This is a genomic window from Streptomyces tibetensis (assembly GCF_007655005.1).
Classification (GTDB): domain Bacteria; phylum Actinomycetota; class Actinomycetes; order Streptomycetales; family Streptomycetaceae; genus Streptomyces; species Streptomyces tibetensis.
This window is the reverse complement of record NZ_SZVW01000019.1, coordinates 154392-179098: the sequence shown is the minus strand read 5'-3', so window position 1 is coordinate 179098 and position 24707 is coordinate 154392. Positions and strand designations below refer to the sequence as shown.

19 protein-coding genes and 3 pseudogenes are annotated in these 24707 nt (G+C 72.0%); 17 read left to right on the top strand and 5 right to left on the bottom strand.

All coding sequences use genetic code 11. From position 1 onward, the window contains the following. Window positions 1-54 precede the first annotated feature (54 nt). From FDO69_RS30215 to FDO69_RS30200, 4 genes and pseudogenes are all read left to right on the top strand, one after another. On the top strand, window positions 55-654 hold the full coding sequence (locus tag FDO69_RS30215) for a DUF3043 domain-containing protein (protein ID WP_104784158.1): 600 nt from the start codon (window positions 55-57) through the stop codon (window positions 652-654). 83 nt (window positions 655-737) lie between these two features. Then, on the top strand, window positions 738-1439 hold the full coding sequence (locus tag FDO69_RS30210; RefSeq protein ID WP_053671975.1) for a class I SAM-dependent methyltransferase: 702 nt from the start codon (window positions 738-740) through the stop codon (window positions 1437-1439). Between the two features lie 40 nt (window positions 1440-1479). Next, window positions 1480-1896: pseudogene (locus FDO69_RS30205) on the top strand (transposase); the annotation flags it as partial. Continuing rightward, window positions 1893-2369, top strand: a pseudogene (locus FDO69_RS30200) (ATP-binding protein); the annotation flags it as partial. The pseudogenes FDO69_RS30205 and FDO69_RS30200, both read left to right, overlap by 4 nt. Before the next feature lie 129 nt (window positions 2370-2498). On the opposite strand, the gene FDO69_RS30195 reads toward FDO69_RS30200, so the two are convergent. Then, a complete protein-coding gene (locus FDO69_RS30195; protein WP_104784154.1) occupies window positions 2499-3491 on the bottom strand; it encodes an aldo/keto reductase in 993 nt (330 codons plus the stop codon). Between the two features lie 124 nt (window positions 3492-3615). Here FDO69_RS30195 and FDO69_RS30190 point away from each other — a divergent pair, with 124 nt between their 5' ends. Further along, the gene (locus tag FDO69_RS30190) at window positions 3616-4236 is read left to right on the top strand and encodes a TetR/AcrR family transcriptional regulator (RefSeq protein ID WP_104784151.1); all 621 of its coding nucleotides are present in this window, start codon (window positions 3616-3618) and stop codon (window positions 4234-4236) included. 284 nt (window positions 4237-4520) lie between these two features. On the opposite strand, the gene FDO69_RS30185 is transcribed toward FDO69_RS30190, so the two are convergent. Continuing rightward, on the bottom strand, window positions 4521-4733 hold the full coding sequence (locus FDO69_RS30185) for a hypothetical protein (RefSeq protein WP_104784148.1): 213 nt from the start codon (window positions 4731-4733) through the stop codon (window positions 4521-4523). A gap of 212 nt (window positions 4734-4945) precedes the next feature. On the opposite strand from FDO69_RS30185, the pseudogene FDO69_RS30180 reads away from it, so the two are divergent. After that, a pseudogene (locus FDO69_RS30180) lies at window positions 4946-6230 on the top strand (bifunctional adenosylcobinamide kinase/adenosylcobinamide-phosphate guanylyltransferase). Window positions 6231-6353: 123 nt separating this feature from the next. On the opposite strand, the gene FDO69_RS30175 reads toward FDO69_RS30180, so the two are convergent. After that, on the bottom strand, window positions 6354-7400 hold the full coding sequence (locus FDO69_RS30175; protein WP_104784145.1) for a class I SAM-dependent methyltransferase: 1047 nt from the start codon (window positions 7398-7400) through the stop codon (window positions 6354-6356). 203 nt (window positions 7401-7603) lie between these two features. Here FDO69_RS30175 and cobT point away from each other — a divergent pair, with 203 nt between their 5' ends. Both cobT and FDO69_RS41365 read left to right on the top strand, forming a co-directional pair. Further along, on the top strand, window positions 7604-8812 hold the full coding sequence (gene cobT / locus FDO69_RS30170) for a nicotinate-nucleotide--dimethylbenzimidazole phosphoribosyltransferase (RefSeq protein ID WP_234388177.1): 1209 nt from the start codon (window positions 7604-7606) through the stop codon (window positions 8810-8812). A gap of 152 nt (window positions 8813-8964) precedes the next feature. After that, a complete protein-coding gene (locus FDO69_RS41365) occupies window positions 8965-9663 on the top strand; it encodes a hypothetical protein (RefSeq protein WP_159030663.1) in 699 nt (232 codons plus the stop codon). On the opposite strand, the gene FDO69_RS30160 is transcribed toward FDO69_RS41365, so the two are convergent. Beyond that, window positions 9603-10364, bottom strand: coding sequence for a hypothetical protein (locus FDO69_RS30160; protein ID WP_104784142.1), 762 nt, complete (start codon window positions 10362-10364; stop codon window positions 9603-9605). The genes FDO69_RS41365 and FDO69_RS30160 overlap by 61 nt on opposite strands. 60 nt (window positions 10365-10424) lie before the next feature. Here FDO69_RS30160 and FDO69_RS30155 point away from each other — a divergent pair, with 60 nt between their 5' ends. The 9 genes from FDO69_RS30155 (at window position 10425) to FDO69_RS30115 (ending at window position 23223) form a co-directional block, all read left to right on the top strand. Continuing rightward, the gene (locus tag FDO69_RS30155) at window positions 10425-11207 is read left to right on the top strand and encodes an adenosylcobinamide-GDP ribazoletransferase (RefSeq protein WP_104784139.1); all 783 of its coding nucleotides are present in this window, start codon (window positions 10425-10427) and stop codon (window positions 11205-11207) included. 82 nt (window positions 11208-11289) lie between these two features. Continuing rightward, a complete protein-coding gene (locus tag FDO69_RS30150; RefSeq protein WP_104784136.1) occupies window positions 11290-11913 on the top strand; it encodes an RDD family protein in 624 nt (207 codons plus the stop codon). A 308-nt stretch (window positions 11914-12221) separates the two neighbouring features. Continuing rightward, the gene (locus tag FDO69_RS30145; RefSeq protein WP_104784133.1) at window positions 12222-13748 is read left to right on the top strand and encodes a leucyl aminopeptidase; all 1527 of its coding nucleotides are present in this window, start codon (window positions 12222-12224) and stop codon (window positions 13746-13748) included. Between the two features lie 605 nt (window positions 13749-14353). Continuing rightward, window positions 14354-15742, top strand: a complete 1389-nt coding sequence (gene lpdA / locus FDO69_RS30140) for a dihydrolipoyl dehydrogenase (protein WP_033312603.1) — start codon at window positions 14354-14356, stop codon at window positions 15740-15742. Between the two features lie 63 nt (window positions 15743-15805). Next, window positions 15806-17605: a 2-oxoglutarate dehydrogenase, E2 component, dihydrolipoamide succinyltransferase gene (sucB, locus tag FDO69_RS30135; RefSeq protein WP_104784130.1), complete on the top strand. Its 1800-nt coding sequence runs from the start codon at window positions 15806-15808 to the stop codon at window positions 17603-17605. A 261-nt stretch (window positions 17606-17866) separates the two neighbouring features. Continuing rightward, window positions 17867-18490: a GntR family transcriptional regulator gene (locus FDO69_RS30130; RefSeq protein ID WP_104784128.1), complete on the top strand. Its 624-nt coding sequence runs from the start codon at window positions 17867-17869 to the stop codon at window positions 18488-18490. Between the two features lie 267 nt (window positions 18491-18757). Beyond that, window positions 18758-21460 (top strand): pyruvate dehydrogenase (acetyl-transferring), homodimeric type, encoded by a 2703-nt coding sequence (gene aceE / locus FDO69_RS30125; protein ID WP_104784125.1) that lies wholly within the window; start codon window positions 18758-18760, stop codon window positions 21458-21460. Between the two features lie 201 nt (window positions 21461-21661). Continuing rightward, window positions 21662-22648: a helix-turn-helix transcriptional regulator gene (locus FDO69_RS30120; protein WP_104784122.1), complete on the top strand. Its 987-nt coding sequence runs from the start codon at window positions 21662-21664 to the stop codon at window positions 22646-22648. A gap of 56 nt (window positions 22649-22704) precedes the next feature. Further along, complete coding sequence (locus tag FDO69_RS30115) at window positions 22705-23223, top strand: DUF4240 domain-containing protein (protein WP_104784119.1); 519 nt, start codon at window positions 22705-22707, stop codon at window positions 23221-23223. Between the two features lie 448 nt (window positions 23224-23671). On the opposite strand, the gene FDO69_RS30105 is transcribed toward FDO69_RS30115, so the two are convergent. Next, window positions 23672-24448: a peptidoglycan recognition protein family protein gene (locus FDO69_RS30105; RefSeq protein ID WP_234388179.1), complete on the bottom strand. Its 777-nt coding sequence runs from the start codon at window positions 24446-24448 to the stop codon at window positions 23672-23674. Window positions 24449-24707: the final 259 nt, after the last annotated feature.

Below are 24707 nucleotides of genomic sequence, written 5' to 3'. Positions count from 1 at the left end.
ATCGTTCCCCACCGGGCTGGGGTCCATGCCCTAAAGCCCTTACCCTTGGGTTTTGTGTTCCGTAGCCGTGCGAAGGATGAGAAGGCCCAGGACGCCGACAAGGCGCCGGTGACCGACTCCAGTCAGCCCCGTCACCCCGAGGCCCCCAAGGGCCGCCCCACGCCCAAGCGCACTGCGGCCCAGTCGCAGCGCCGCAGCGTGGCCAACACGTCGACGACGCGTAAGGAGGCCGCCAAGCGACAGCGGGCGGAGCGCCGTACCGCGATGGAGCGGCAGCGCCAGGCGCTGGCGAGCGGCGACGAGCGGTATCTGCCCGCGCGTGACAAGGGACCGGTCCGCCGGTTCGCGCGCGACTTCGTCGACTCCCGCTTCAACATCGCGGAGTTCTTCCTGCCGATGGCCGTGGTCATCCTCGCGCTGAGCATGGTGCGGGTGGCCTCGCTGCAGAACGTCGCGCTGCTGCTGTGGCTCGTGGTGATCGTGCTGATCGTGCTCGACTCGTTCGTCACGTCCTTCCGGCTGAAGAAGCAGCTGAACGAGCGCTTCGCGGGTGAGAACAAGCGCGGCGCCGTCGCCTACGCCCTGATGCGCTCCCTCCAGATGCGTCGGCTCCGGCTGCCCAAGCCGCAGGTCAAGCGCGGAGAGCGGCCCTGACCACGACGCCGTTCTCCGGGGGTGCGGCGGATGCCTGGCTGGACAAGCTGGGTGGGCTGCGCGATGTCGTCCGTCAGGAGCTGGTGGCCCGCCAGCTGGACGAGCAGATAGTCGGCCGGTTCCCGGTCGGCCGGCGCCTGCGGGTGCTGGACGTGGGGATGGGCCAGGGCACCCAGGCGCTGCGGCTGGCCCGGGCCGGACACCAGGTGACCGGTCTGGAGCAGGACGCGACGATGGTCGCCGTGGCCCGGGAGTCCCTCGCCGGGGAGCCGGAGGGCATCCGGGAGCGGATGCGGATCATCGAGGGCGACGGCCGGGACACCGGCGTGCACTTCCTGCCGGGCAGTTTCGACGTGGTGCTGTGCCACGGCGTCCTGATGTACGTCGAGGAGCCCGACCCGCTGCTGGCGGGCCTCGCCCGGATGCTCGCGCCGGGCGGGCTGCTGTCCTTGCTCGTGCGCAACGGGGACGCGCTCGCGATCCGGCCAGGCCTGTCCGGTGACTGGTCCGGGGCACTGACGGCCTTCGACACCGTCTCCTACCGCAACCGGCTGGGGCTCGACGTGCGGGCCGACCGGCTGAAGGACCTGACGTCGACGCTCGCGGGAATCGGGGCGCCGCTGCACGCCTGGTACGGGGTGCGGGTGTTCACCGACACGGCGGCGGACGGCGCGGAGGTGCCGGCCGACGTGGAGACGCTGCTCGCGGTGGAGGAGAAGGCCGGGCGGACGGATCCGTACCGCGGGGTGGCCGCGCTGCTGCACCTGTGCGGTGTGCGCGGCTAAGACATCGTTTCTTACGGCCCGATCGCGCGTTGAACCGGGCATGACGATTCCTGTTGAGCGGTTGGTACCGGACGAGTTGTGGGCTCTGTTCCGGCGGGTGGTGCCGCCCGCCGAGGTGAAGCGTCCACAGGGCGGGGGGCGGCGTCGAGCCGGTGACCGCGAGGCACTGGCCGCGATCATCTTCGTCGCGACCTCCGGCTGTACGCGGCGGCAGCTCCCGCCGGTGTTCGGTCCGGCCTGGCAGACGGTGTACCGAAGGTTCGCACAGTGGAGTCGGGACCGGGTCTGGGCCCGGCTCTACCGCGTGGTCCTGGATGAACTCGGTGCTCGGGGTGAGCTGGACTGGCCGCGGTGCGATCGATTCGGTCAGCATCCGTGCAGTAAAAGGGGGATGCTGACGGGACCGGATCCGACCGATCGTGGCAAGTCAGGAACGAAAATTCACCTGCTCACAGACCGGAACGGACTGCCGCTGTCGCTGGGCATCTCCGGAGCCGACATGCACGACAGTCAGGCCTCGACTTCGAGGCCAACGGGAACGTCGACGCAGCCGTCATTCACACCCTGGCGACCTGCGAGTGGGTCAAGAAGGGTCTGCCGCTCTGCCTGATCGGCGACTCGGGCACCGGCAAGTCCCACCTGTTGATCGCGCTCGGCACCGAGGCCGCCATGGCCGGCTTCCGGGTCCGCTACACACTCGCCACCAAGCTGGTCAACGAGTTGGTCTAGGCGGCGGACGAGACGGTCCTGACCAAGACCATCGCCCGCTACGGACGCGTCGATCTGCTCTGCACAGACGAACTTGGCTACATGGAACTGGACCGCCGCGGCGCTGAACTGCTGTTCCAGGTGCTGACGGAGCGGGAGGAGAAGAACAGCGTCGCCATCGCCACCAACGAGTCGTTTGGAGGGTGGACCAAAAACACCACCGTCGCCTACACCGCCGCTATGAACGCAAGCCCGAGCACTTCCTTGCCTTCGTCGGCATGGCCGCCGCTCTCATCTGCCACCGGCGCCTCACCACATCAACGGTGGAGAGGCGTTGTGGCGTCGGCGGGATCAGTCGGTGGTGAAGCTGGACAGTGTCGCGGCCGGGTATCGGCTGCCCGCCGAGCCGTGGGGGAGGATCTCGGTGATGTGGGCCATGTCGGCGTCAGTGAGCTGGACGCCGTCCGCGCCGGCGTTCTCCTCGAGACGCTTGGCACTGCGGGTGCCGGGGATGGGCACGATGTCCTGACCCTGGGCGAGGAGCCAGGCCAGCGCGAGTTGGGCGGTGGTGATGCCCTTGGCCGCGGCGAGTTCCTTGAGCTGTTCGGTGGCGCGAAGGTTGTAGGTGTAGTTCTCGCCCTGCCAGCGCTCGTCCCAGCTGCGCATGTCGTCCGCGGGGTATTCACTCGCGGGCTTGACCGCCCCGGTCAGGAAGCCGCGGCCGAGCGGGGAGTAGGGCACCAAGCCGATGCCGAGCTCCCGCAGGACAGGAAGGATCTCCTCCTCCACCTCCCGCTCGAAGAGCGAGTACTCGTGCTGGAGCACCGAGAGCGGGGTGACGGCGTGGGCGCGTCGGATGTACTGGGGGCCGACGTTGCTCAGGCCGAAGTACTTCACCTTGCCTTCGGTGATCAGGTCGCCGACCACGCCCGCGACCTCCTCGACCGGAATGGTGGGGTCGGAGATGTGCTGGTAGAAGAGGTCGATGTGGTCGCTCTGCAGGTAGCGCAGGCTGTTCTCGGCGACCTTGCGGATGTTCTCGGGGCGGCTGTCGAAGCCGGAGCCCAGCGGCTGGGTCGTCATGTCGAAGCCGAACTTGGTGGCGAGGACCACCTCGTCGCGGAAGTCGCGGACTGCCTTGCCCAGGAGGATTTCGTTACTGCCGGTACCGGCGCCGTACAGCTCGGCGGTGTCGAAGAAGTCGATGCCGAGTTCGTGGGCGCGGCGGATGGTCGCGATGCTCTCGTCGTCGTTCGAGGCGCCGTAGGCCATGGACATGCCCATGGTCCCCAGGCCGAGCGCCGAGACGCGCAGACCCTGAGAGCCCAGATTGCGGTGCTGCATGAGTTCACTCCCCGGTATTTCGTCGGCTTCACCCACAGAGGCCAAACCGAACTGTTCCGTTTGACTGTACGCGCCGACCACCCCGACTACCAAACCGAACGGTTCGGTGCTCTATCCTGGGTCTATGTCCCAGTCCCGCGACTCCGGCCAGACCGCAGCGCCCACCGTCGGCGGCGACACCACACGCGAGCGCATCCTTGCCGCTGCCATGGAGGAGTTCGCCGGCCACGGCATCGCCGGCGCCCGCGTGGACCGCATCGCCAAGCTCGCCAAAACCAGCAAAGAACGTGTCTACGCCTACTTCCGCAGCAAAGACGCGCTTTATGCCGCTGTTGCTGCACGGGAGTATGTCGTCATCGCCGAGGCCACCCAGATGGACCCGTCCGACCTCCCTGGCTACGCGGGCCGCCTGTTCGACTACTTCGTCGCCCGTCCGGACCACCACCGCCTGATCACCTGGGGCCGCCTCGAACTGCAGGGCACCACAGCCGGTGCCGACGATCCCGACCAGGCAGTGATCGCACGCAAAATCGACCAGCTCCGCCAGGTGCAGCAGGCTGGACAGCTCGACCCCGCCTGGGACCCGGCCGACGTCCTCGCCCTGGTCAACCAGATCGCCATGACCTGGGCGTCGCAACCCGAACTCAGCAAGGCCGCCGCCGCACACGCCGTGGACCCCACCACCGCCGCCCGCCGCGCCGCGGTGGTGACCGCAGTCGAGCAGCTATTCCCCCGAGCGGTCTGAGCAACACCGGTTTCGGGCGGGGGACCTGCCCACAACGGGGTACGTGCGCTCGTGACCGGAATCAGGCTCAGGATGCTGAGCCCCCGGGTATCCCTGCTCGCCAGCACCACCACCAACGGAACCTCAAAGGGATCCGTCCGACACCGTTCAGCGAGCGATCACGCCATAAGAAACTACCTCTGAAGCGCCGGGCGGCACGGGGAGAAACGGAAGCGCCGGGCAGCACGGGGGAAACGGAACGAGGGGCGGGGCGGGAGCCGTCGGCCCCCGCCCCGCCCCCGGGCTCACGCCTCGGCCGCGTCCAGGCTCATCGGCCCGTAGATCTCCGTGGCGTCCTCGAACAGCCGCACCTGATCGGCACCGCCCTCCTGGAGGGCCTTCCAGTGCTCCCCGATCCAGGACTCGGCGTCCCCCTGGGTGGGGAACTCCTCCGGCGGCACCGCGGGCTGGACCTCCGTCCCGTCGGTCTTCTCGAACCGCCACGTCCATGCCGCCATGTACGCCTCCCATGTGTGTGAGCACACTGCACAGCGAAAAGCCGGATCTTGGTCCGGCTCCCGTCCAGAGCCTAAGCGCTCCGCGGGGCGGGGCGTTATAGGCCTTGCGGGGGTGCGGGTATCCGGTCGTGGGGGGATTCACGCAGTTCCCCGCGCCCCTGTCGGGGCGTCTCCGTCACGCGTGTCGCCTGCGCGCGGGTGAGAATCGTGGCGTGGAACTGACTCTGCTTGGTACCGGCGCGCCCTCCGGACTTCCCCGCCCCGACTGTCCCTGCGCGGCCTGTGCGGCTGCCCTCGGCCCCGACGCGCGGGCGGCCACCTCGCTGCTGCTGGACGGGGCTCTGCTGCTCGACCTGACGCCGGGCGCGGCGTTCGCGGCGGCGCGGGCGGGCAGTTCCCTGACCGGCGTACGGCAGGTGCTGCTGTCGCATCCCCACGACGGGCCGGCGGTCGAAGTGCCCGCGGGGCTGCCGCAGCCCGGACGGGTGCCGGACGGGCGCGAGTTGACGCTGCTGACGGGGCACCGGGTGCGGGCGGTGGCGCTGGACGCGCCGGGCACGGCCCGGACGGGTGCCGGACGGGCGCGAGTTGACGCTGCTGACGGGGCACCGGGTGCGGGCGGTGGCGCTGGACGCGCCGGGCACGGGCTACGCGGTGACCGGGCCGGAGGGACAGCGGCTGCTGTATCTGCCGCCGGGCGGGGCGCCGGCGGGTCTGGAGCAGCCGGCCGAGTCGTACGACATGGTGCTCGCGGACGTCGTGGGGCGGCCGGACGCGCTGGCCAGGCTGCGGGCGGTGGGCGCGGTCGGCCCGACGACCGACGTGGTCGCCGTTCACCTGGACCACGGCCTGCCGCCCGGCCCCGAGCTCGGGCGGCGGCTCGCGGCGGCCGGGGCGCGGGCCGTGCCGGACGGGGTGACGCTGGTGGTCGGTGCGTACGAGGACGTGCCGGACGTGCCGCGGCGGACCCTGGTGCTGGGCGGCGCGCGGTCGGGCAAGTCGGTGGAGGCCGAGCGGAGGCTGGAGGCCTTTCCCGACGTGCTGTACGTGGCGACGGGGGGTTCGCGCAACGGGGACACGGAGTGGTCCTCGCGGGTGGCGGCCCACCGGGACCGCCGGCCGGGGTCGTGGCGGACGGTCGAGACCTGTGACCTGGTGCCGTTGCTGGAGGCCGAGGGGCCTCCCCTGCTGATCGACTGTCTGTCCCTGTGGCTGACCGACGCGATGGATTCCGCCGGGGCGTGGGACGACGCGGTGTGGGCGGAGCGCGGGGAGAAGGTGCTGCGGGAGCGGGTGCGGGAGCTCACGGAGGCGGTACGGGTCACCCGGCGCACGGTGGTCGCCGTGTCGAACGAGGTGGGGTCGGGGATCGTGCCGTCGACGGCGTCGGGGCGGCGCTACCGGGACGAACTCGGGCGACTGAACGCGCAGTTCGCGGACGAGTGTGAGCATGTGCTGCTGGTGGTGGCGGGGCAGGCGATGGTGCTGCGGGGCTGACGCACTCCGTAAGGCCGGCCGGCGGCTCCCCTCCCCCCTTGGATTCGGCCTCCGCCCCGCGGCCCCCTCCCCCCTTGGGCTCGGCCTTCGCCCCGCGGCTCCCCCTCCCCCCTTGGACTCGGCCTACGGCGCTGTGCGGGCGATCACTCGGTAGGTGTTCGCGAAGCGCGTGCGGCGGGTCACCGGGGCGATGAGGTGGTCCGCCAGTGCCGCCAGGGCCACCAGCGGGAGGCCGGCGCGGAGCAGGGCCGTACGGGCGTGCCGTTGCACGGGGGGCGGGGGGATCGCCCGCCAGGGGGTGTCCGGGGCGGGCAGCGCGTGGGAGAGAGCCAGGGACGTGGCGCCCGCGAGGTCGTGGGGGACGTGGACCGGGCGGTGGTCGAGCGCCAGGATCGTGCAGCCGGCCGACTCCAGTTCCGCGCGGACGTTCTGCGGGGGCAGCAGGTGGAGGTGGCGCGGCTGGTCGTAGGGAAGCCACCAGCGGCCGAGCAGGGCCGCGAAGACGCAGCGGGGGCTCAGGGTCTCGATGAGCAGATGGCCACCGGGGCGCAGGACGGAGAGGGCGGCCCGGAGTTCCGCCCGGGGATCCGGCGTGCCCTCCAGGTGGTGGAGCATGCTGACCACGTCGTAGCGGGCGCGCAGCGGGGCGGCGATCCGGGGGTCCGTCAGACGGCCGACGTGGGCCTCCTCGACGCGGTCGGCCGTGCGGGCGCGGACCACGCGCGGGGTCGGGTCGAGGCCGTCGAAGGCCGTGTAGGGAAAGTACTGACGGGCTGTGGCGGGGAAGCGGGCGTGGCCCGTCCCGACGTCCAGCCAGCTCTCCGGCTCGCCGCAGCGCAGCATCGCGCGGGCCGCCGAGCGGTGGCGGCGGGGGCTGCCGCGCAGGGCGAGGAGGCCGTCGCTCGCCGGGTCTCTGGGCGCCCCGCGCGCGGTCCGGTGGTAGAGGGCGAGACCCTCAACCGTGAGGCGGGGGTTCTGGAAGGTGTGGCCGCAGTCCCGGCACGCGTCGACGGTGAAGCTGCCCGGCTTGTACTGCCGCAGGTCACCGGTGCGCAGCCGGTTCCGCAGCCGGTCGGAGCCGCACCAGGGGCAGTCCTCCCGGCGCGGTTCGTGGACCCGTGCGGTCGACTGGGAGAGGGAGGGTGCGGACGAGGCGGGGTGTGCGGGCATGGGCGGCTCCCGGGCGCGACGGCGTACGGCGAGGACGTACCGCGGGGACGTCGCACGACCGTGTACGACCACGCACGACCGCATACGACAATCCGCTGCAAAACGGAACGTATGGGATGACGATCTCGGGTGCAACGACGTCGCCTTCACGGAGTGGTGATGTGGCGCCGTGCTGTTCGACCCAGGCCGGTACTGTTCGGCGAATGAGCTCGCTTAATCTCGACGACTTCACCGATCTGATCGAGCGTCCGGACGGCGGGATCCGCCGTGACGCCGAGGCGCGCCGGGAACGACAGATCGTGCCGCCCGGGTCGCTGGGCCGACTCGACGAACTGGGCGAGTGGCTGGCGGCGGCACAGTCCGCCGTGCCGGTCCGGCCGGTCGAACGGCCGCGGGTGGTGCTCTTCGCCGGTGACCACGGCGTCGCCGAGCTGGGCGTCTCGGCCCGTACGGCGGGCAGCGCCGGGGAGTTGGTCCGCGAGGTCCTGGAGGGCGGCCGGCCCGTTTCGGTGCTGGCACGGCGGCTGGGCGTGCCGGTGCGGATCGTCGACATGGCCCTGAACTGCGACCCCGAGGCCTTGCCGGCGAGCGTCGTACGGCACCGGGTGCGGCGCGGCAGCGGGCGGATCGACATCGAGGACGCGCTGACCCCCGAGGAGGCCGAGGCGGCCTTCCTGGCGGGGGTCGCGGTGGCCGACGAGGAGGCCGACTCGGGCACGGACCTCGTGGTGCTCGGTGATGTGAGCGTCGGCGGGACCACGGTGGCGGGCGTGCTGGTCGCGGCGCTGTGCGGGGTCGACGCGTCGGTCGTGACCGGGCGCGGCGGGCAGGCGATCGACGACCTGGCATGGATGCGCAAGTGCGCGGCGATCCGCGACGCGCTGCGCCGGGCGCGTCCGGTACTCGGGGACCAGTTGCAGCTGCTGGCGGCGGTCGGCGGGGCCGACATCGCCGCGATGACGGGCTTCCTCCTGCAGAGCGCGGTGCGCAAGCTCCCGGTGGTGCTCGACGGGGTCGTGGCGGCCGCGTGCGCGCTGGTCGGGCAGCGGATCGCGTTCCGGGCGCCGGACTGGTGGCTGGCCGCCCACGACAGCGGCGAGCCCGGGCAGGCGAAGGCGCTGGACCGGATGGCGCTGGAGCCGCTGCTCACCCATGGCGTGACCGTCGGGGAGGGCGCGGGCGGCCTGCTGGCGCTGCCGCTCGTACAGGCCGCTGCCGCGCTGGCGGCGGAACTGCCCGAGAAGCCCAAGGAGTCCGAGGAGCCGGGAAGGGCCGAGGAACCGGAAGGGGCCGAGGAATCGCAGGGGCTCGGGAAGCCGGAGGGGCCCGGGGAGCCGCAGGGGCCCGGGAAGCCGCAGGGGCCCGGGAAGCCGCAGGGGCCCGGGGAGCCGGGCGGGCCGGGGGTCTTGTAGGCGCCCGGCGCGCAGTAGCGGTCCCGAGATCCAGGTCACTCACGCCTGGCTCAACTTCGTCCCGTTCCGGTCGGTCTTGGAACGTGGTGTCGGTTTGACTGAGTCGCAGACACCCTCAGACCAGGCCCCGCACGGACGAGGACGACCGCCGGATGACCACGCTCGCCCGCTGGGCCCGCGCCGAATGGGGTGCGCTGTACGCCGCGGTGCGCGGGCCGCTGGCCGAGCGGCGGTGGCGGGCCGCGCCGATGGCGGTCACGGCCGTGTGCCTCACGGCCGTGCTGCACGTCGTGCACAACCAGGCGTGGGGCTATCGGTTCGTGCAGAACGCCGGTGGCGTGCGGGCCGAGGACCCCTTGTGGCTCGCGCTGCTGCGCACGCCGCTGTCGCTGTTCGTGCCCGCGCTGGATCTGCCGGTGTGGGGCGCGCTCGTGCAGATCCTGCTGGTGTTCGGCATCGCCGAGCTGTGCCTGGGCCGGTGGCGCGCCCTGGCCCTCGCCTACGTGGCCACGCTCGCGGGCACGCTGTACGCGCGCCTGGGCATCTGGCTGGGCCCGGACTCGCCGCTCGGCCTGCCCGCCTCGGACGCCCGGGTCGTGGACACCGGGCCGTCGGCGGCGGTGGTGGGCCTGGCCGTCTTCCTGGGGTGGCGCCACCGGGCGTACGTCACGGCCTCGGTGGTGATCGTGGCGATGGTGGCCGAGGTCGCGCTGAAGGAGAACCTCGCCGGCAAGGAGCACCTCGCGGCGATCGTGGCGGTACTGGTGCTGTGCGCGGTCGGCGAGCTGCGTCAGCGGCGTTCGAGGGACCGGGCCGGCTCGGGGTCGGGCGCGCCGCCGATCCAGTCGTGAAAGGCCCGCGAGGGGGTCACCCAGCGGCGGTCGTGGTGGTAGGAGCGCAGGGCGGATCTGGCCCGGGCGCGGGGCCGGTTGCGGTAGAAGCGCTTGGCCCACGGCGAGGTGGGCCGGGCCAGCCGTACGGCCGCGATGATGGCGATGAAGGGGATGATCACTCCCACGACCGCGAGACGGACCTTGCCCTTGAACAGGGCGACGAGGGCGAAGGCGAAGTTGACGAGGATGTTCACGAGGACGACGGCGCGGTTCTGCTGCTGGTCGTCGTTGAGGTCGTTGACGCCCAGCGGCGAGAAGCCGATCAGGAGCAGGCCCACCAGGGAGGCGGTGAGGACGACCATCTCCACGCTCTTGCGGCCGTCCGGGGTCCAGTAGACGTCGGCGAGATGCAGGACCAGGGCGAACTCGTCGAGGACGAGGCCCGCGCCGATGCCGAAGAACACCGCGGCCAGGCACGACCCGAAGCCGTGTTGGCCGCCCGCTACCGCGCCGAAGCCGCCGATGATCGTCAGGATGACCCCGGGGACCACGTGGTGGACGTGGACGCCGCCGCTGCTGACGTTGCCGAAGGGGCCCTTGCCCGCCCGGATGAGGCGGGTGATGAGCCGGGTGATCAGGAAGGTCAGCACGAAGGCGACGAGAGCGAGAAGCAGCGGCAGCTTGCCTGGTTCGATGATGTTCCGCTCCAGCCATCCCATATGTGAACTTTATCCTCGGCTGCCGTTCCCGCCCTCATGACCGGCCGGTAGCCTGCGCCGGTGCCCAGAACCTCGCCCCTCGACGGCCTCCGCTTCGCCTTCGGCACCCTGACGGTGATCCCGGTCCGGGTGACCCGGTGGGACCGGGAGGCCGCGCGCGGCGGCATGCTGTGCGCTCCGCTGGCGGGTCTCGCGGTCGGTACCACCGCCGCCGGGCTCGGACTGGCGCTGCTGTTCCTCGGCGCGGGCTCCCCGCTCGCCGCCGTGGCGACCGTCGCCGTGCCGGCCGCCCTCACCCGGGGGCTGCACCTCGACGGGCTCGCGGACACCGCCGACGGGCTGGGCAGCGGGAAACCCGCCGAGGACGCGCTGCGGATCATGAAGCAGTCGGACATCGGGCCGTTCGGGGTCATCACCCTGGTCCTCGTCCTGCTCGCGCAGGTCGCCGCGCTCGCCCAGGCGTACGACGCCTCCTGGGCCCGGGGTGCGTGCGCCGCCGTCGTCTCGGCCGCCCTCGCCCGGCTGGCCCTGACCCTGGCGGCCCGGACCGGGGTGCCGGCGGCCCGGCCGGAGGGGCTGGGCGCGGCGGTCGCGGGTGTGGTGCCGGTGCGGGGCGCGGTGCTCGCCGCGGTGGCCGTCACGGTGGCCGCGGCAGCGGCAGGTTCCCTCTTCGGGCCGTACGGCGTGATCCGTACGGCGGGCGCGGTCGCCCTCGCCCTGGCCTCCGCGGAGGCGCTGCTGCGCCACTGCACGCGCCGGTTCGGCGGGGTCACGGGGGACGTCTTCGGCGGTCTTGCGGAGACGGCGGCGACCACGGCGCTGGTCGTTCTGTCACTGGGCTGAAACGATCTCCTCGTGCCTCTCCTGCACGGGCCGCTCAGCCGCTAGCTTCCTGCCCCGACACACAAGTGATCGGGGGACGTTCATGCCGAAGCTGCGCCGCGCCCTGGCCTGGCTCGTCGATTTCGCGCTGGTGGTGGCGCTGGCCTCGGCGCTCGCCGTGCTCACCTTCCACCGGGTCTCCGCGCTCGTCACCGACGTGCCCGAGCTGGCCACCCGCGGCGGTTTCGACCTGCTGACCTCGCGCGGTGACGTGCTCGACGCCTCGCAGGACCTCGGGCTCTCGCTGTGGAACAAGTCGGTGCTGTACGTCGAGCAGGCCTTCGGGCTGCTGGTGCTGGCGGTGTTCCTCTACCAGTGGGCGTGCCTGTCCCTGGCCGGGCGGACCGTCGGCAAGGCCCTGGTGGGGCTGAAGGTCACGACGGACTCCCCGCGCAGGGTCAGGGCGGCACGCCGGGCCGCGGTCACCACCGTCGCGGACATCGCCGTGTACGCCGTGGCCTGCGTGCTGCTGGTCGAGGGCCAGGTCGTGCTGTCGGTGCTGATGTGGGCGGTCGCGGTGGTGCTGTTCCTGCTGAACGCGCTGCCGGTCCTCTCCCCCGGCCGCCGCTCCCTCGCCGACCGGTTCGCGGGCACCTCCGTCACCGGGATCGGGTTCAGCAGGCCCGTCGCCACACCCCCAGTTCCTCCTACTCGAGCAGCGAACTGAGCTTCAGGCGGCGCGATGCGGCGCAGAAGCTGGGGGTGGGTCACGGCCGGGCGGTGCCGCCCGGGCGGTGTGACCCGGTTCACCGGTGTGAGGGATCAGGAAATGGCCACTACGCCACCGAGAGGTGAACGCCCGCAGGAATGAGCGAACGAGGCCACGCGCGTAGTCTCGTCGTCGAGTGTTCGCCGCACCGGGGAAGGCCCCGTGAGACCCGCCCTAGAAGGTCGACATAGGGTCGGCTGTCGGGCCCGGTCGACCCACACCGTTCGACCACTGCAACTTCACATCGGAAGCGAGATTTCACCACCGTGACTGCTCTCACTCTCAGCACCGCCGCGGCGCCCGGCCTGCGGGCCGACGCGATCGTGATCGGTGTCGCCAAGGGTGCCAAGGGGCCGGTCGTCGCACCGGGCGCCGAGGCCGTGGACAAGGCGTACGACGGCAGGCTCGCCGGCGTTCTGGAGACTCTCGGCGCCTCCGGCGGCGAGGGCGAGGTGACGAAGCTGCCGGCGCCGTCCGGCTTCAAGACACCGCTCGTCCTGGCGGTCGGCCTGGGCGCGGTCCCGGAGAAGGACGCCGACTACGACACCGAGGCCCTGCGCAAGGCCGCCGGTGCCGCCGCCCGCGCCCTGGCCGGGTCCAAGAAGGCCGCCTTCGCACTGCCGCTCGGCGACGCCGCCGACGCGGGCGCGATCGGGGAGGGCGCGCTGCTCGGCGCGTACTCCTTCGACGCCTACAAGGACAACGGCAAGGACCCCAAGGCGAAGAACGGCAAGGCTCCCCTCGCCGAGATCGCCCTGCTCGGCGGCAAGCCCCGCGACAAGGCGTACAAGGCCGCGATCGAGCGCGCCGTCGCCGTGTCCGAGGAGCTCAACCGCGCCCGCGACCTGGTCAACACCCCGCCGAACGACCTGAACCCCGAGTCGTTCGCCGCGATCGCCCAGGCCGCGGCCAAGGAACACGGCGTCAAGATCCAGGTGCTCGACGAGAAGGCCCTGACCAAGGGCGGCTACGGCGGCATCCTCGGCGTCGGCTCCGGCTCCGCGGCCACCCCGCGCCTGGTCAAGCTGTCGTACACCTCGTCCAAGGCGAAGAAGCACCTCGCCTTCGTCGGCAAGGGCATCACCTACGACTCGGGCGGCATCTCGCTGAAGCCGGCCGGTCACAACGAGACGATGAAGTGCGACATGGCCGGTGCGGCCTCGGTGTTCGCCGCGGTCGTCGCCGCCGCGCGTCTCGGCCTCGAGGTCAACGTCACCGGCTGGCTCGCCCTGGCCGAGAACATGCCCTCCGGGTCCGCGACCCGTCCGGGTGACGTGCTGCGGATGTACAGCGGCAAGACGGTGGAGGTGCTCAACACCGACGCCGAGGGCCGGCTGGTGCTCGCCGACGCGCTGTGGGCCGCCTCCCAGGAGAAGCCCGACGCGATCGTCGACGTGGCGACGCTGACCGGGGCGATGGTGCTGGCGCTGGGCAACCGGACGTTCGGGATCATGGGCAACGACGACGCGTTCCGCGCGGCGCTGTGCGAGGCCGCCGAGGAGGTCGGGGAGCCGGCGTGGCCGATGCCGCTGCCGGAGCACCTGCGCAAGGGGATGGACTCCCCCACCGCCGACATCGCGAACATGGGTGAGCGGATGGGCGGCGGGCTGGTCGCCGGTCTGTTCCTGCGCGAGTTCGTGGGCGAGGGCATCACCTGGGCACACCTGGACATCGCCGGGCCGGCCTTCAACGAGGGCGGGCCCTTCGGGTACACGCCGAAGGGCGGCACGGGGACGGCTGTGCGGACGCTGGTGCGGCTGGCCGAGCTGACGGCTTCGGGCGACCTCGGCTGAGTTCGCCTATCGGCTCGGTCTCGCCTGTTGTGTGGCGAGTGCGGGGGCGTGGGGGCTGTTCGCGCAGTTCCCCGCGCCCCTTGGGCCAGCTGCCCTCGCGCCCACGCGGCAGAGCCGCACATCAGACACAGCCCCGCGCCCCTTGGGCCAGCTGCCCTCGCGCCCCCGCGGCAGAGCCGCACATCAGACACAGCCCCGCGCCCCTTGGGCCCGCTGCCCTCACGCCCACGCGGCAGAGCCGCACAGCAGACACAGCCCCGCGCCCCTTGGGCCAGCTGCCCTCGCGCCCCCGCGGCAGAGCCGCACATCAGACACAGCCCCGCGCCCCTTGGGCCCGCTGCCCTCACGCCCACGCGGCAGAGCCGCACATCAGACACAACCCCGTGCCCCTGGGGCGCTGTGCTTGGGGCGTCCCGTGGTGTGGCTCATCTGAACGTGGGGCGTCTCACACCGCAGCCCGGCGTCTCCTTGTGTGCCGACAAGTGCGAAGATGGGGCTCGGCAGGACAGGGCCCCACCGAAGGGCCGAAGAACGAGCGGCCGGACACCAGCCGCCTGCCGGTCGTCGAAGACCGGCTCACGGCGCACATGCATGGAGGACGTGACGTGGCGAACGACGCCAGCACCGTTTTCGACCTAGTGATCCTCGGCGGTGGCAGCGGTGGTTACGCCGCGGCCCTGCGCGGGGCGCAGCTGGGCCTGGACGTCGCCCTGATCGAGAAGGACAAGGTCGGCGGCACCTGCCTGCACCGGGGATGCATCCCCACCAAGGCCCTGCTGCACGCGGGCGAGATCGCCGACCAGGCCCGCGAGAGCGAGCAGTTCGGTGTGAAGGCCTCCTTCGAGGGCATCGACATCGCCGGGGTCCACAAGTACAAGGACGGCGTGATCGCCGGCCTGTACAAGGGCCTGCAGGGGCTCGTCGCCTCCCGGAAGGTGACGTACATCGAGGGTGAGGGCCGCCTGTCCTCCCCCACCTCCGTCGACGTGAACGGCCGCCGCGTCGAGGGCCGCCACATCCTGCTCGCGACCGGCTCCGTGCCCAAGTCGCTGCCCGGTCTGGACATCGACGGCAACCGGATCATCTCCTCCGACCACGCCCTCGTCCTGGACCGCGTGCCGAAGTCCGCGATCATCCTGGGCGGCGGCGTCATCGGCGTCGAGTTCGCGTCCGCCTGGAAGTCCTTCGGCACCGAGGTCACGATCGTCGAGGGCCTGAAGCACCTCGTCCCGGTCGAGGACGAGAACTCCTCCAAGCTCCTGGAGCGCGCGTTCCGCAAGCGCGGCATCAAGTTCAACCTGGGCACCTTCTTCCAGAAGGCCGAGTACACCCAGGACGGCGTCAAGGTCACCCTCGCCGACGGCAAGGAGTTCGAGGCCGAGGTCCTGCTGGTGGCCATCGGCCGCGGCCCGGTCTCCCAGGGCCTGGGCTACGAGGAGCAGGGCGTCGCGATGGACCGCGGCTACGTCCTGGTCGACGAGTACATGCGCACGAACGTGCCGACCATCTCCGCTGTCGGTGACCTCGTCCCGACCCTCCAGCTCGCGCACGTCGGCTTCGCCGAGGGCATCCTGGTGGCGGAGCGCCTGGCCGGTCTGAAGACCGTTCCGATCGACTACGACGGTGTCCCGCGGGTGACGTACTGCCACCCGGAGGTCGCCTCCGTCGGTATCACCGAGGCCAAGGCCAAGGAGATCTACGGTGCGGACAAGGTCGTCGCTCTGAAGTACAACCTCGCGGGCAACGGCAGGAGCAAGATCCTGAACACCGCGGGCGAGATCAAGCTCGTCCAGGTCAAGGACGGTGCCGTCGTCGGCGTCCACATGGTCGGCGACCGCATGGGCGAGCAGGTCGGCGAAGCCCAGCTGATCTACAACTGGGAGGCGCTGCCCGCCGAGGTCGCGCAGCTCATCCACGCCCACCCGACCCAGAGCGAGGCGCTCGGCGAGGCCCACCTGGCCCTCGCAGGCAAGCCCCTCCACGCGCACGACTGACCCCTCGGTCGACGAACGCGACGACACAGACTTCCGCACTTTCCGTAAGGAGCAACCGAAACCATGGCGGTTTCCGTAACCCTTCCGGCGCTCGGTGAGAGCGTCACCGAGGGCACTGTCACTCGCTGGCTGAAGGCCGAGGGCGAGCGCGTCGAGGCCGACGAGCCGCTGCTCGAGGTGTCGACCGACAAGGTCGACACCGAGATCCCCTCGCCGGCCGCCGGTGTCCTGGCCTCCATCAAGGTCGCCGAGGACGAGACGGTCGAGGTCGGCGCCGAGCTGGCCCTGATCGACGACGGCAGCGGCGCGCCCGCCGCCGCCGAGGCCCCGCAGGCCGAGCAGGTCGCCGAGCCCGCTCCGGAGCCGGCCCCGGCCGCCCCGTCCACCGAGCAGGCCGCCCCGGCGCCCGCTCCCACCGCCGACGCCGCCACCGGCGGCGGCTCCGCCGAGGGCACGGACGTCGTCCTGCCCGCGCTCGGCGAGTCCGTCACCGAGGGCACCGTCACCCGCTGGCTGAAGTCGGTCGGTGACAGCGTCGAGGCCGACGAGCCGCTGCTCGAGGTCTCCACCGACAAGGTCGACACCGAGATCCCGGCGCCCACCTCGGGCACGCTGCTGGAGATCGTGGTCGGCGAGGACGAGACCGCCGAGGTCGGCGCCAAGCTCGCCGTCATCGGCGAGGCGGGTGCCGCTCCGGCCGCCGCCCCGGCGCAGGAGGCCCCGGCCGCCCCGGCCCAGCCCGAGCCCGCGCAGGCTCCGGCTCCGCAGCAGGCCGCTCCGGCCCAGCAGGCTCCGGCCCCGCAGGCTCCGTCGGCTCCGGCCCCGCAGCAGCAGACGACCCCGGCTCCCGAGCCGGCCCCGTCCGCTCCCGCGCCCGCCCCGGCTCCGGCCCAGGCCCCGGCCGCTCCGGCCGCCGCCAAGCCGGCCGACGACGGCGCCTACGTCACCCCGCTGGTGCGCAAGCTCGCCGCCGAGCAGGGCGTCGACCTGGCGACCGTCAAGGGCACGGGTGTCGGCGGCCGTATCCGCAAGCAGGACGTCGTCGCCGCCGCCGAGGCCGCGAAGAGCGCCGCCGCCACCCCGGCCCCCGCCGCTGCCGCCCCGTCGGCCGCCAAGAAGGCCCCGGTGCTGGAGGCGTCCCCGCTGCGCGGCCAGACCGTGAAGATGCCGCGGATCCGCAAGGTCATCGGCGACAACATGGTCAAGGCCCTGACCGAGCAGGCCCAGCTGTCCTCGGTGGTCGAGGTCGACGTCACGCGCCTGATGAAGCTGCGCGGCCGTGCCAAGGACGCGTTCGCGGCGCGCGAGGGCGTCAAGCTCTCCCCGATGCCGTTCTTCGTCAAGGCCGCGGCCCAGGCGCTGAAGGCGCACGCGCCGATCAACGCCAAGATCAACGAGGCCGAGGGGACCATCACCTACTTCGACACCGAGAACATCGGTATCGCGGTGGACTCCGAGAAGGGCCTGATGACCCCGGTCATCAAGAACGCCGGTGACCTCAACCTCGCCGGTATCGCCAAGGCCACGGCCGACCTGGCGGGCAAGGTCCGCGCCAACAAGATCACCCCGGACGAGCTGTCCGGCGCGACCTTCACCATCTCCAACACCGGCTCGCGCGGCGCGCTCTTCGACACGATCATCGTGCCGCCGGGCCAGGTCGCCATCCTCGGCATCGGCGCGACGGTCAAGCGCCCCGCCGTCATCGAGACGGAGGAGGGCACGGTCATCGGCGTCCGCGACATGACGTACCTGACCCTGTCCTACGACCACCGCCTGGTGGACGGCGCCGACGCCGCCCGTTACCTGACGGCGGTCAAGGCCATCCTGGAAGCGGGCGAGTTCGAGGTCGAGCTCGGCCTCTGACCTCCATCGCCGGTACGGCTGTACGGTGCCCCCGCTCGGATCATCTCCGGGCGGGGGCACCGCCCGTTTCAAGGGGCGCGGGGAACTGCGCGACAGGCCACGACGACCCGCGGCCGCCCACGCACGGAGCGGCCCGAGTTCCCGTGCGCCACACGCACCATGTGCAACTTGTCTCACCTGCGTGAAAGCACGCTCGTCGGCCCCACGCACGATACGAACCGGCCGTATTGTCTAAGCGTCAATCCCGACTGAGGAGCCCTCATGACCGCGCCCGTCATCCACTCGCTCCGCGAGCAGATCCGCGAGCACATCCTGGAGGGGATCATCAGCGGACGCTGGCAGCCGGGCGAGCGGATCGTCGAGCGCCGGATCGCCACCGAGCTGGAGGTCAGCCAGACCCCGGTGCGTGAGGCCCTGCGCGAGCTGGAGTCCCTGCGTCTGATCGAGTCCGCTCCGAACAAGGGCGTGCGTGTCCGCAACCTCACGGCCGCCGACCTGGAGGAGAGCTACCCGGTCCGGGCCGGCCTGGAGGCCATCGCCGCGGAGCTGGCCGCCCAGGGCCTCGCGGAGGACTGCACGGCGCTGGAACCCCATGTCAGCGCCCTGTACGAGGCCGACCGCGTCGCCGACGGCACCGCCCAGGTGCGCCACACCGTCGCCTTCCACCGCGAAATGGTCCGCGCCGCCGGCAACTCCGTCCTGCTGCACACCTGGGAAGGCCTCGGCATCGAGGTGTTCACGGCCCTGTCCATCCGCTGGCTGGGCACGCAGCAGCAGTCGTACGCCGAGGAGCACGAGGAGCTCGTCGCCGCGTTCAAGCGCCGCGACCCCCGGATCGCCGAACTCGTGAAGGCGCACGTCCTGGGCTGCGCGCCCCGGGCGTGACACTCGAGCACATCCCCGCTCAAAAGCCTCCGACCTGCGAAAACCATGCGAAAATCAGTCACCGCGTGCCACGGCCGGAGGCACCCCGTGCCTACTTTCTCGTGATCAAGAGGTTTTGCCCCTCAACCCTTTGATCGATCATCGATCAGGGAGTTACAGTCGCCGACGGGCTTGCCACCCAAGCCCCAGCCCTGTCCTGCCAAAGACAAAGGGCACCCCCGATCCCCGCATGTGAGGGAACCCCCTTCGACTGAGGAAGGCGGCGACATGACCGACCCCCACGCCATCCAGCCGAGCGAGCTCGACCAGCTCCCCGACCGGGACCCCGAGGAGACCGCCGAATGGCAGGCCTCCCTGGACGCGGTCACCAAGGCTGCCGGGCCGCACCGTGCCGCATACCTGATGCGCCGCACGCTGGAGCGCGCCGAGGGCGCCGGCATCGCGCTGCCGAAGCTCCTCGAGACCGACTACGTCAACTCCATCCCCACCTCCGCCGAGCCGTCCGTGCCCGGTGACGAGGCGATGGAGCAGCGGATCACCGCGTGGAACCGCTGGAACGCGGCCGCGATGGTCACCCGCGGCAGCAAGTACGGCGTCGGCGGCCACATCGCCACCTTCGCCTCCGCGGCCTGGCTGTACGAGACCGGCTTCAACCACTTCTTCAAGGGCAAAGAGGCCGACGGCTCCGGCGACCAGCTCTACATCCAGGGCCACGCCTCCCCCGGCATCTACGCCCGCGCGTTCCTCGACGGCCGGCTGAACGAGGAGCAGCTCGACAACTTCCGCCGGGAGGCGGGCGGCAACGGCCTGCCCTCCTACCCGCACCCGCGCCGGCTGCCCTGGCTGTGGGAGTTCCCGACGGTGTCCATGGGCCTCGGCCCGCTGTCGGCGATCTACCAGGCGCGCTTCAACCGCTATCTGGCCAACCGCGGCATCAAGGACACCGCCGGTTCGCACGTGTGGGCGTTCCTCGGCGACGGCGAGATGGACGAGCCCGAGTCGACGGCGGCCCTGGCACTCGCGGCCCGTGAGGAACTCGACAACCTCACGTTCGTCATCAACTGCAACCTGCAGCGCCTCGACGGCCCGGTCCGCGCCAACTTCAAGATCGTGCAGGAGCTGGAGGCCCAGTTCCGCGGCGCCGGCTGGAACGTGGTCAAGACGCTGTGGGGCACGGCCTGGGACGAGCTGTTCCGGCTCGACACCACCGGCGCGCTCGTGCGCCGCCTGCGCCAGGTACCCGACGCGCAGATCCAGACGTACCAGACCCGCGACGCGGCCTACATCCGCCAGGACTTCTTCGGCGGCGACCCGGCGCTCGTGGAGATGGCGAAGCTGCTGAGCGACGACAAGATCCTCGAGTGTTTCCACCTCTCGCGTGGTGGTCACGAGTCCCGCAAGGTGTTCGCCGCGTACAAGGCGGCCGTCGAGCACAAGGGCGCGCCGACCGTGATCCTGGCCCAGACGGTCAAGGGCCACACCCTCGGCGAGGGCTTCGCGTCGAAGAACGCCAACCACCAGATGAAGAAGCTCTCGGTGGACGAGTTCAAGAACATGCGCGACCTGCTGGAGCTGCCCATCAAGGACAGCGACTTCGTCGACGGCGTGGTGCCCTACGGCCACCCGGGCGCCGACTCTCCCGAGGTCCGCTACCTCCAGGAGCGGCGTGCCGCCCTCGGCGGTCCGGCCCCGGCCCGGCGCGTGCACCCGGTCGCCCCGCTGCCCGCCCCGGCGGAGAAGGCGTTCGCGTCCTTCGACAAGGGCTCCGGCTCGCAGAACGTGGCCACCACCATGGCGTTCGTCCGTCTGGTGAAGGACCTGGTCCGCGACAAGGAGACGGGCAAGCGCTGGGTGCCGATCGTCCCGGACGAGGCGCGCACCTTCGGTATGGAGTCGCTGTTCCCGTCGCTCGGCATCTACTCGCCGAAGGGCCAGACGTACGAGCCGGTCGACCGGGACCAGCTGATGTACTACAAGGAGGCCCAGAACGGCCAGATCCTCAACGAGGGGATCACCGAGGCCGGTTCGATGGCCGACTTCATCGCCGCTTCGACGTCGTACGCGACGCACGGCGAGGCGATGATCCCGTTCTACATCTTCTACTCGATGTTCGGCTGGCAGCGCACGGCCGACCAGATGTGGCAGCTCGGCGACCAGCTCGGCCGCGGCTTCCTCGTCGGTGCCACGGCCGGCCGCACCACGCTGACCGGTGAGGGCCTGCAGCACGCCGACGGCCACTCCCCCGTGATCGCGGCGACGAACCCGGCGGCGCTGTCGTACGACCCGGCGTTCGCCTACGAGGTCGCGACGATCGTCAAGGACGGTCTGCGCCGGATGTACGGCGAGGCGGCCCCGGGCGAGGACCAGAACGTCTTCTACTACCTGACCGTCTACAACGAGCCGATGCCGCAGCCGGCGAAGCCGTCCGTGGACGGGGTCGACGAGGGCATCGTCAAGGGCCTGTACCGCTTCAACACCGCGGAGTCGGCGGGCATCACGCCCCCGGCGAACGCCCCGCGGATCCAGCTGCTCGGCTCCGGTACGGCGATCCACTGGGCGCTGAAGGCGCAGCGGCTGCTCGCCGAGGAGTGGGGCGTGGCGGCCGACGTGTGGTCGGCGACGTCCTGGAGCGAGCTGCGCCGGGACGCCCTGGAGGCGGACGAGGCGCTGCTGCGCGGCGAGGAGCGGGTGCCGTTCGTGCGGCAGGCGCTCCAGGGTGCCGACGGCCCGGTGCTGGCGGTCTCCGACTACATGCGCCAGGTCCCGGACCAGATCGCGCAGTGGGTCGAGCAGGACTGGTCCTCGCTGGGCGCCGACGGCTTCGGCCTCTCCGACACCCGTGAGGCGGCCCGCCGCCACTTCGGTGTGGACGCGGAGTCGATCGTCGTCGCGGCCCTGGCCCAGCTCGCGGGGCGTGGCGAGGTGAAGGCGGCTGCCGTGAAGGAAGCCCGCGAGCAGTACGGTCTGTAGGGTCTGCGGCCCCCATCGGTCCCGGTCGTTCGTCGGCTGCGGGCCGGTGGGGGCTTGTCGCGCAGTTCCCCGCGCCCCCAGAACGGGCGTGCCGAGCGGGCCTGTTTCTGGGGCGCGGGGCTGTACCGATATGCGGCTTCGCCGCGTGGGCGCGACGGGCCCCCCGCACACCCGCACCCGAACACGCACCATGATGGCCCTATGCGTGCTGCCCGGCTGATCAAGATGGTGCTGCTGCTCCAGTCCCGGCCCTCCATGACGGCCGCCGAGCTCGCCCGCGAGCTGGAGGTCTCGGAGCGGACGGTCACCCGCGACGCGCAGGCGCTGTCGGAGGCGGGTGTGCCGGTGTACGCGGACCGGGGCCGGGCCGGCGGGTACCGCCTGGTCGGCGGGTACCGAACGCGGTTGACCGGGCTGCACCGCGGTGAGGCCGAGGCGCTGTTCCTGTCCGGGGTGCCGGGGGCGCTGCGCGAGATGGGTCTGGAGGACGCCGCCTCGGCGGCCCGGCTGAAGGTGTCGGCGGCGCTGCTGCCCTCCCTGCGGGACGCTTCCCGGTCGGCCGCCCAGCGGTTCCACCTGGACGCGCCGAACTGGTTCAAGGAGCCGAAGACACCCGCGCTGTTGCCGGCCGTCGCCGACGCGGTGTGGGACGACCGGCGGATCGGCGCGCGCTACCGGCGCGGTGAGGACGAGGTCGTCCGGGAGCTGGAGCCGTACGGGCTCGTGCTGAAGGCGGGTGTCTGGTACCTGTGCGCCCGGGTGGCCGGGCCCGGGTCGTTCCGGGTCTACCGGATCGACCGGTTCACGGCGGTGGACACGGACGGTGAGCGCTTCGAGCGGGAGCCGGACTTCGACCTGCCCGCCTTCTGGGAGGAGCGGGCGGAACAGTTCGCCCGGTCCCTGCTACGGGCGCGGGTCGTGGTGCGGCTGTCCCCCGACGGCGTACGCGCACTGCCGTACGCCCTCGACGCGCCGACGGCCCGGGAGGCCCTGGCGGACGCGGACGCCCCGGACGAGGGGGGCTGGGTGACGGTAGCCCTGCCGGTGGAGTCCGAGGAGGTCGCCCACACCCAGCTGGCGGCGCTGGGGCCGGAGGTGGAGGTGCTGGCGCCGGAGAGCCTGCGCGAGCGGTTCGCCTCCGACGCGGCACGGCTGGCCCGGCTCTACCGGCCCGGCAGCGGCGCATAACGATCCCGCGCACTCCGGGTGCGCCCCTGTGTCCCAGGGCCGATGCTTGACCCGTGATGGACGAGACGGAGTTCTGGGAGCTGGTGGACGACGCCCGGGAGGCCGCCGAGGGCGACCCGGAGGAGCAGGCGGACCTGCTCGTGGACCGGCTCGCCCAGCTGGATCCGGACTCGGTCCTGGACTTCGCCCGGCACTTCGAGTCCCGCTACAACCGCGCCTATCGCTGGGACCTGTGGGGGGCCGCCTGGGTGCTGCTCGACGGGGCGAGCGACGACGCCTTCGACTTCTTCCGGTGCTGGCTGATCGGCCAGGGGCGCGAGGTGTTCGAGGGCGCCGTGCACGACCCGGACGCGCTCGCCGATCTGCTGGACGACTTCGACGAGGAGATCGACGGCGACGGCGAGGAGCTCGGCTACGCGGCAGACGAGGCCTACGAGCAGCTCACCGGCGTGGTCGCCCCCGACCTGGAGATCGCGCCGGCACCCCCGGAACCGGAGGGCACGCCGCTCGACCTCGAGAACGAGGGGCTGCTCGCCGAGCGCTATCCCCGCCTGTGGCAGCGCTTCAGGGGCTGAGGCTGCGGGGCCGATCGGGCGGCTGACACGTCAGGGCCCATCAGGCGGCGGCTGACGCTTCAGGGCTGATCAGGCGACCCGGCGGCGGCTCGCGTCGGACGGGATGTACGGGTGCGTCCGGTCGGCCCGGGCCGCGAGGTGCAGCGGAGCGGCGTTGGGCTGGTCGAGGGCGCTCCGTGGGGTGCAGCAGCGGGGCGGCGTCGGCTTGGTCGAGGGCGCTCCGCGGGGTGCAGCGGAGCGGCGTTGGCCTGGTCGAGGGCGGACGCGGTCAGCGCGGCCGGTCCCAGGAGGACGGTCACCACCGCGCCGAGCACCGCCCAGGGGCCGCGCGTACTCCCCGTCCGCGGCTGCGGCCCTCCTGCGTCGCCCGGGGTCTTCGTACGGCTGTTGTCCATGGTCCCCGCCTCCGGTCGGCTGACTGTGGGGACGACCGTAGGGGGCCGGGATGTCAGGACGCTGCGCGTTCGCTGTGGCCTTGCCGTGGATCGTCCGGCCGGCCCTGGAGACGGGCCGCGAGCTGTCTGATCTCGGGCAGGCGGGCGTGCAGGGCGGCGCCCGGGCAGCTGGTCATGTAGCCGTCATTGTGGCCCGCGACGGCGGGCAGGCGGGCCGTGGTGCCGGCCGCGTACCGGCTCAGGCCGTTGCTGGAGACCAGGCGGACGTCCGAGCGCGGGTCGGTGCCGCTCAGGCCCAGTTTCCACGCGGACAGCGCGGCGATCGCGCGGATCATGGGCCGCGGGACGGGCATGCCCTCGGTGAAGGTGCCGAGGGCGGCGATGCCCGCGGTGCGGTGGTTGAAGCCCTGGGTGTGGGCGCCGGTGACGGCGCGCTCCACGCCCCCGGCGCGGCCCTCGTAGATGGTGCCGCAGCGGTCGACGACGAAGTTGTAGCCGATGTCGTCCCAGTCGCGGGTGCCGGTCTGGCCGGTGTAGAGGTCCCGGATGATGCGGGGCGCGTCGGCGCAGTCGTAGCCGTTGGGCGAGTCGGTGTGGTGGACGAAGACGGCGGCGACCCGGTCGTCGTAGCGCGGGCGCGGCTGGGCGCGGGCGGCGTCGCCCAGCCAGTGCGCTCTCGGCTCGATGGGCGGGCGCGCAGCGGTGTAGGACCTGGCCGGGGAGCGGGGCGGGGTGGCGCGGGAGCCGGTGCCGGCGGCGTTCTCCACGCCGTGGGCGCACAGGAACAGCGCCATGACGGCGGCGGCGCCCGGCAGGCAGCCGAGCAGCACGCGGACCGCGCGCGGCAGGCCGGCTATGCCGGGCGCCCCGTCGGCGTAGCGCCTGCGTGCGCCCCGCCGTCTTCGGAAGACACGCATGGTCCCACTGTCGGCCTGATCCGGTCCGTCCGCGATGTGTGGTGTGCCACCCGGTGGAACCATCGTCACGGTCCGCGGCGTTTTTCCCTGTGCACGCCCGCGGCCGATTCCGATCACCCGTGCGCGTGTGACTGATCAACGGGCCCTCCCCCCGCGTATTAAGGGGTTCCGA

Bases quoted from the DNA above. Each gene is read 5' to 3' on its own strand.
- FDO69_RS30195 (WP_104784154.1), bottom strand. From the start codon at position 3,491: ATGCAGCACCGCAATCTGGGCTCTCAGGGTCTGCGCGTCTCGGCGCTC.
- FDO69_RS30190 (WP_104784151.1), top strand. From the start codon at position 3,616: ATGTCCCAGTCCCGCGACTCCGGCCAGACCGCAGCGCCCACCGTCGGC.
- FDO69_RS30185 (WP_104784148.1), bottom strand. From the start codon at position 4,733: ATGGCGGCATGGACGTGGCGGTTCGAGAAGACCGACGGGACGGAGGTC.
- FDO69_RS30175 (WP_104784145.1), bottom strand. From the start codon at position 7,400: ATGCCCGCACACCCCGCCTCGTCCGCACCCTCCCTCTCCCAGTCGACC.
- cobT (WP_234388177.1), top strand. From the start codon at position 7,604: ATGAGCTCGCTTAATCTCGACGACTTCACCGATCTGATCGAGCGTCCG.
- FDO69_RS41365 (WP_159030663.1), top strand. From the start codon at position 8,965: ATGACCACGCTCGCCCGCTGGGCCCGCGCCGAATGGGGTGCGCTGTAC.
- FDO69_RS30160 (WP_104784142.1), bottom strand. From the start codon at position 10,364: ATGGGATGGCTGGAGCGGAACATCATCGAACCAGGCAAGCTGCCGCTG.
- FDO69_RS30150 (WP_104784136.1), top strand. From the start codon at position 11,290: ATGCCGAAGCTGCGCCGCGCCCTGGCCTGGCTCGTCGATTTCGCGCTG.
- sucB (WP_104784130.1), top strand. From the start codon at position 15,806: ATGGCGGTTTCCGTAACCCTTCCGGCGCTCGGTGAGAGCGTCACCGAG.
- FDO69_RS30130 (WP_104784128.1), top strand. From the start codon at position 17,867: ATGACCGCGCCCGTCATCCACTCGCTCCGCGAGCAGATCCGCGAGCAC.
- aceE (WP_104784125.1), top strand. From the start codon at position 18,758: ATGACCGACCCCCACGCCATCCAGCCGAGCGAGCTCGACCAGCTCCCC.
- FDO69_RS30120 (WP_104784122.1), top strand. From the start codon at position 21,662: ATGCGTGCTGCCCGGCTGATCAAGATGGTGCTGCTGCTCCAGTCCCGG.
- FDO69_RS30115 (WP_104784119.1), top strand. From the start codon at position 22,705: ATGGACGAGACGGAGTTCTGGGAGCTGGTGGACGACGCCCGGGAGGCC.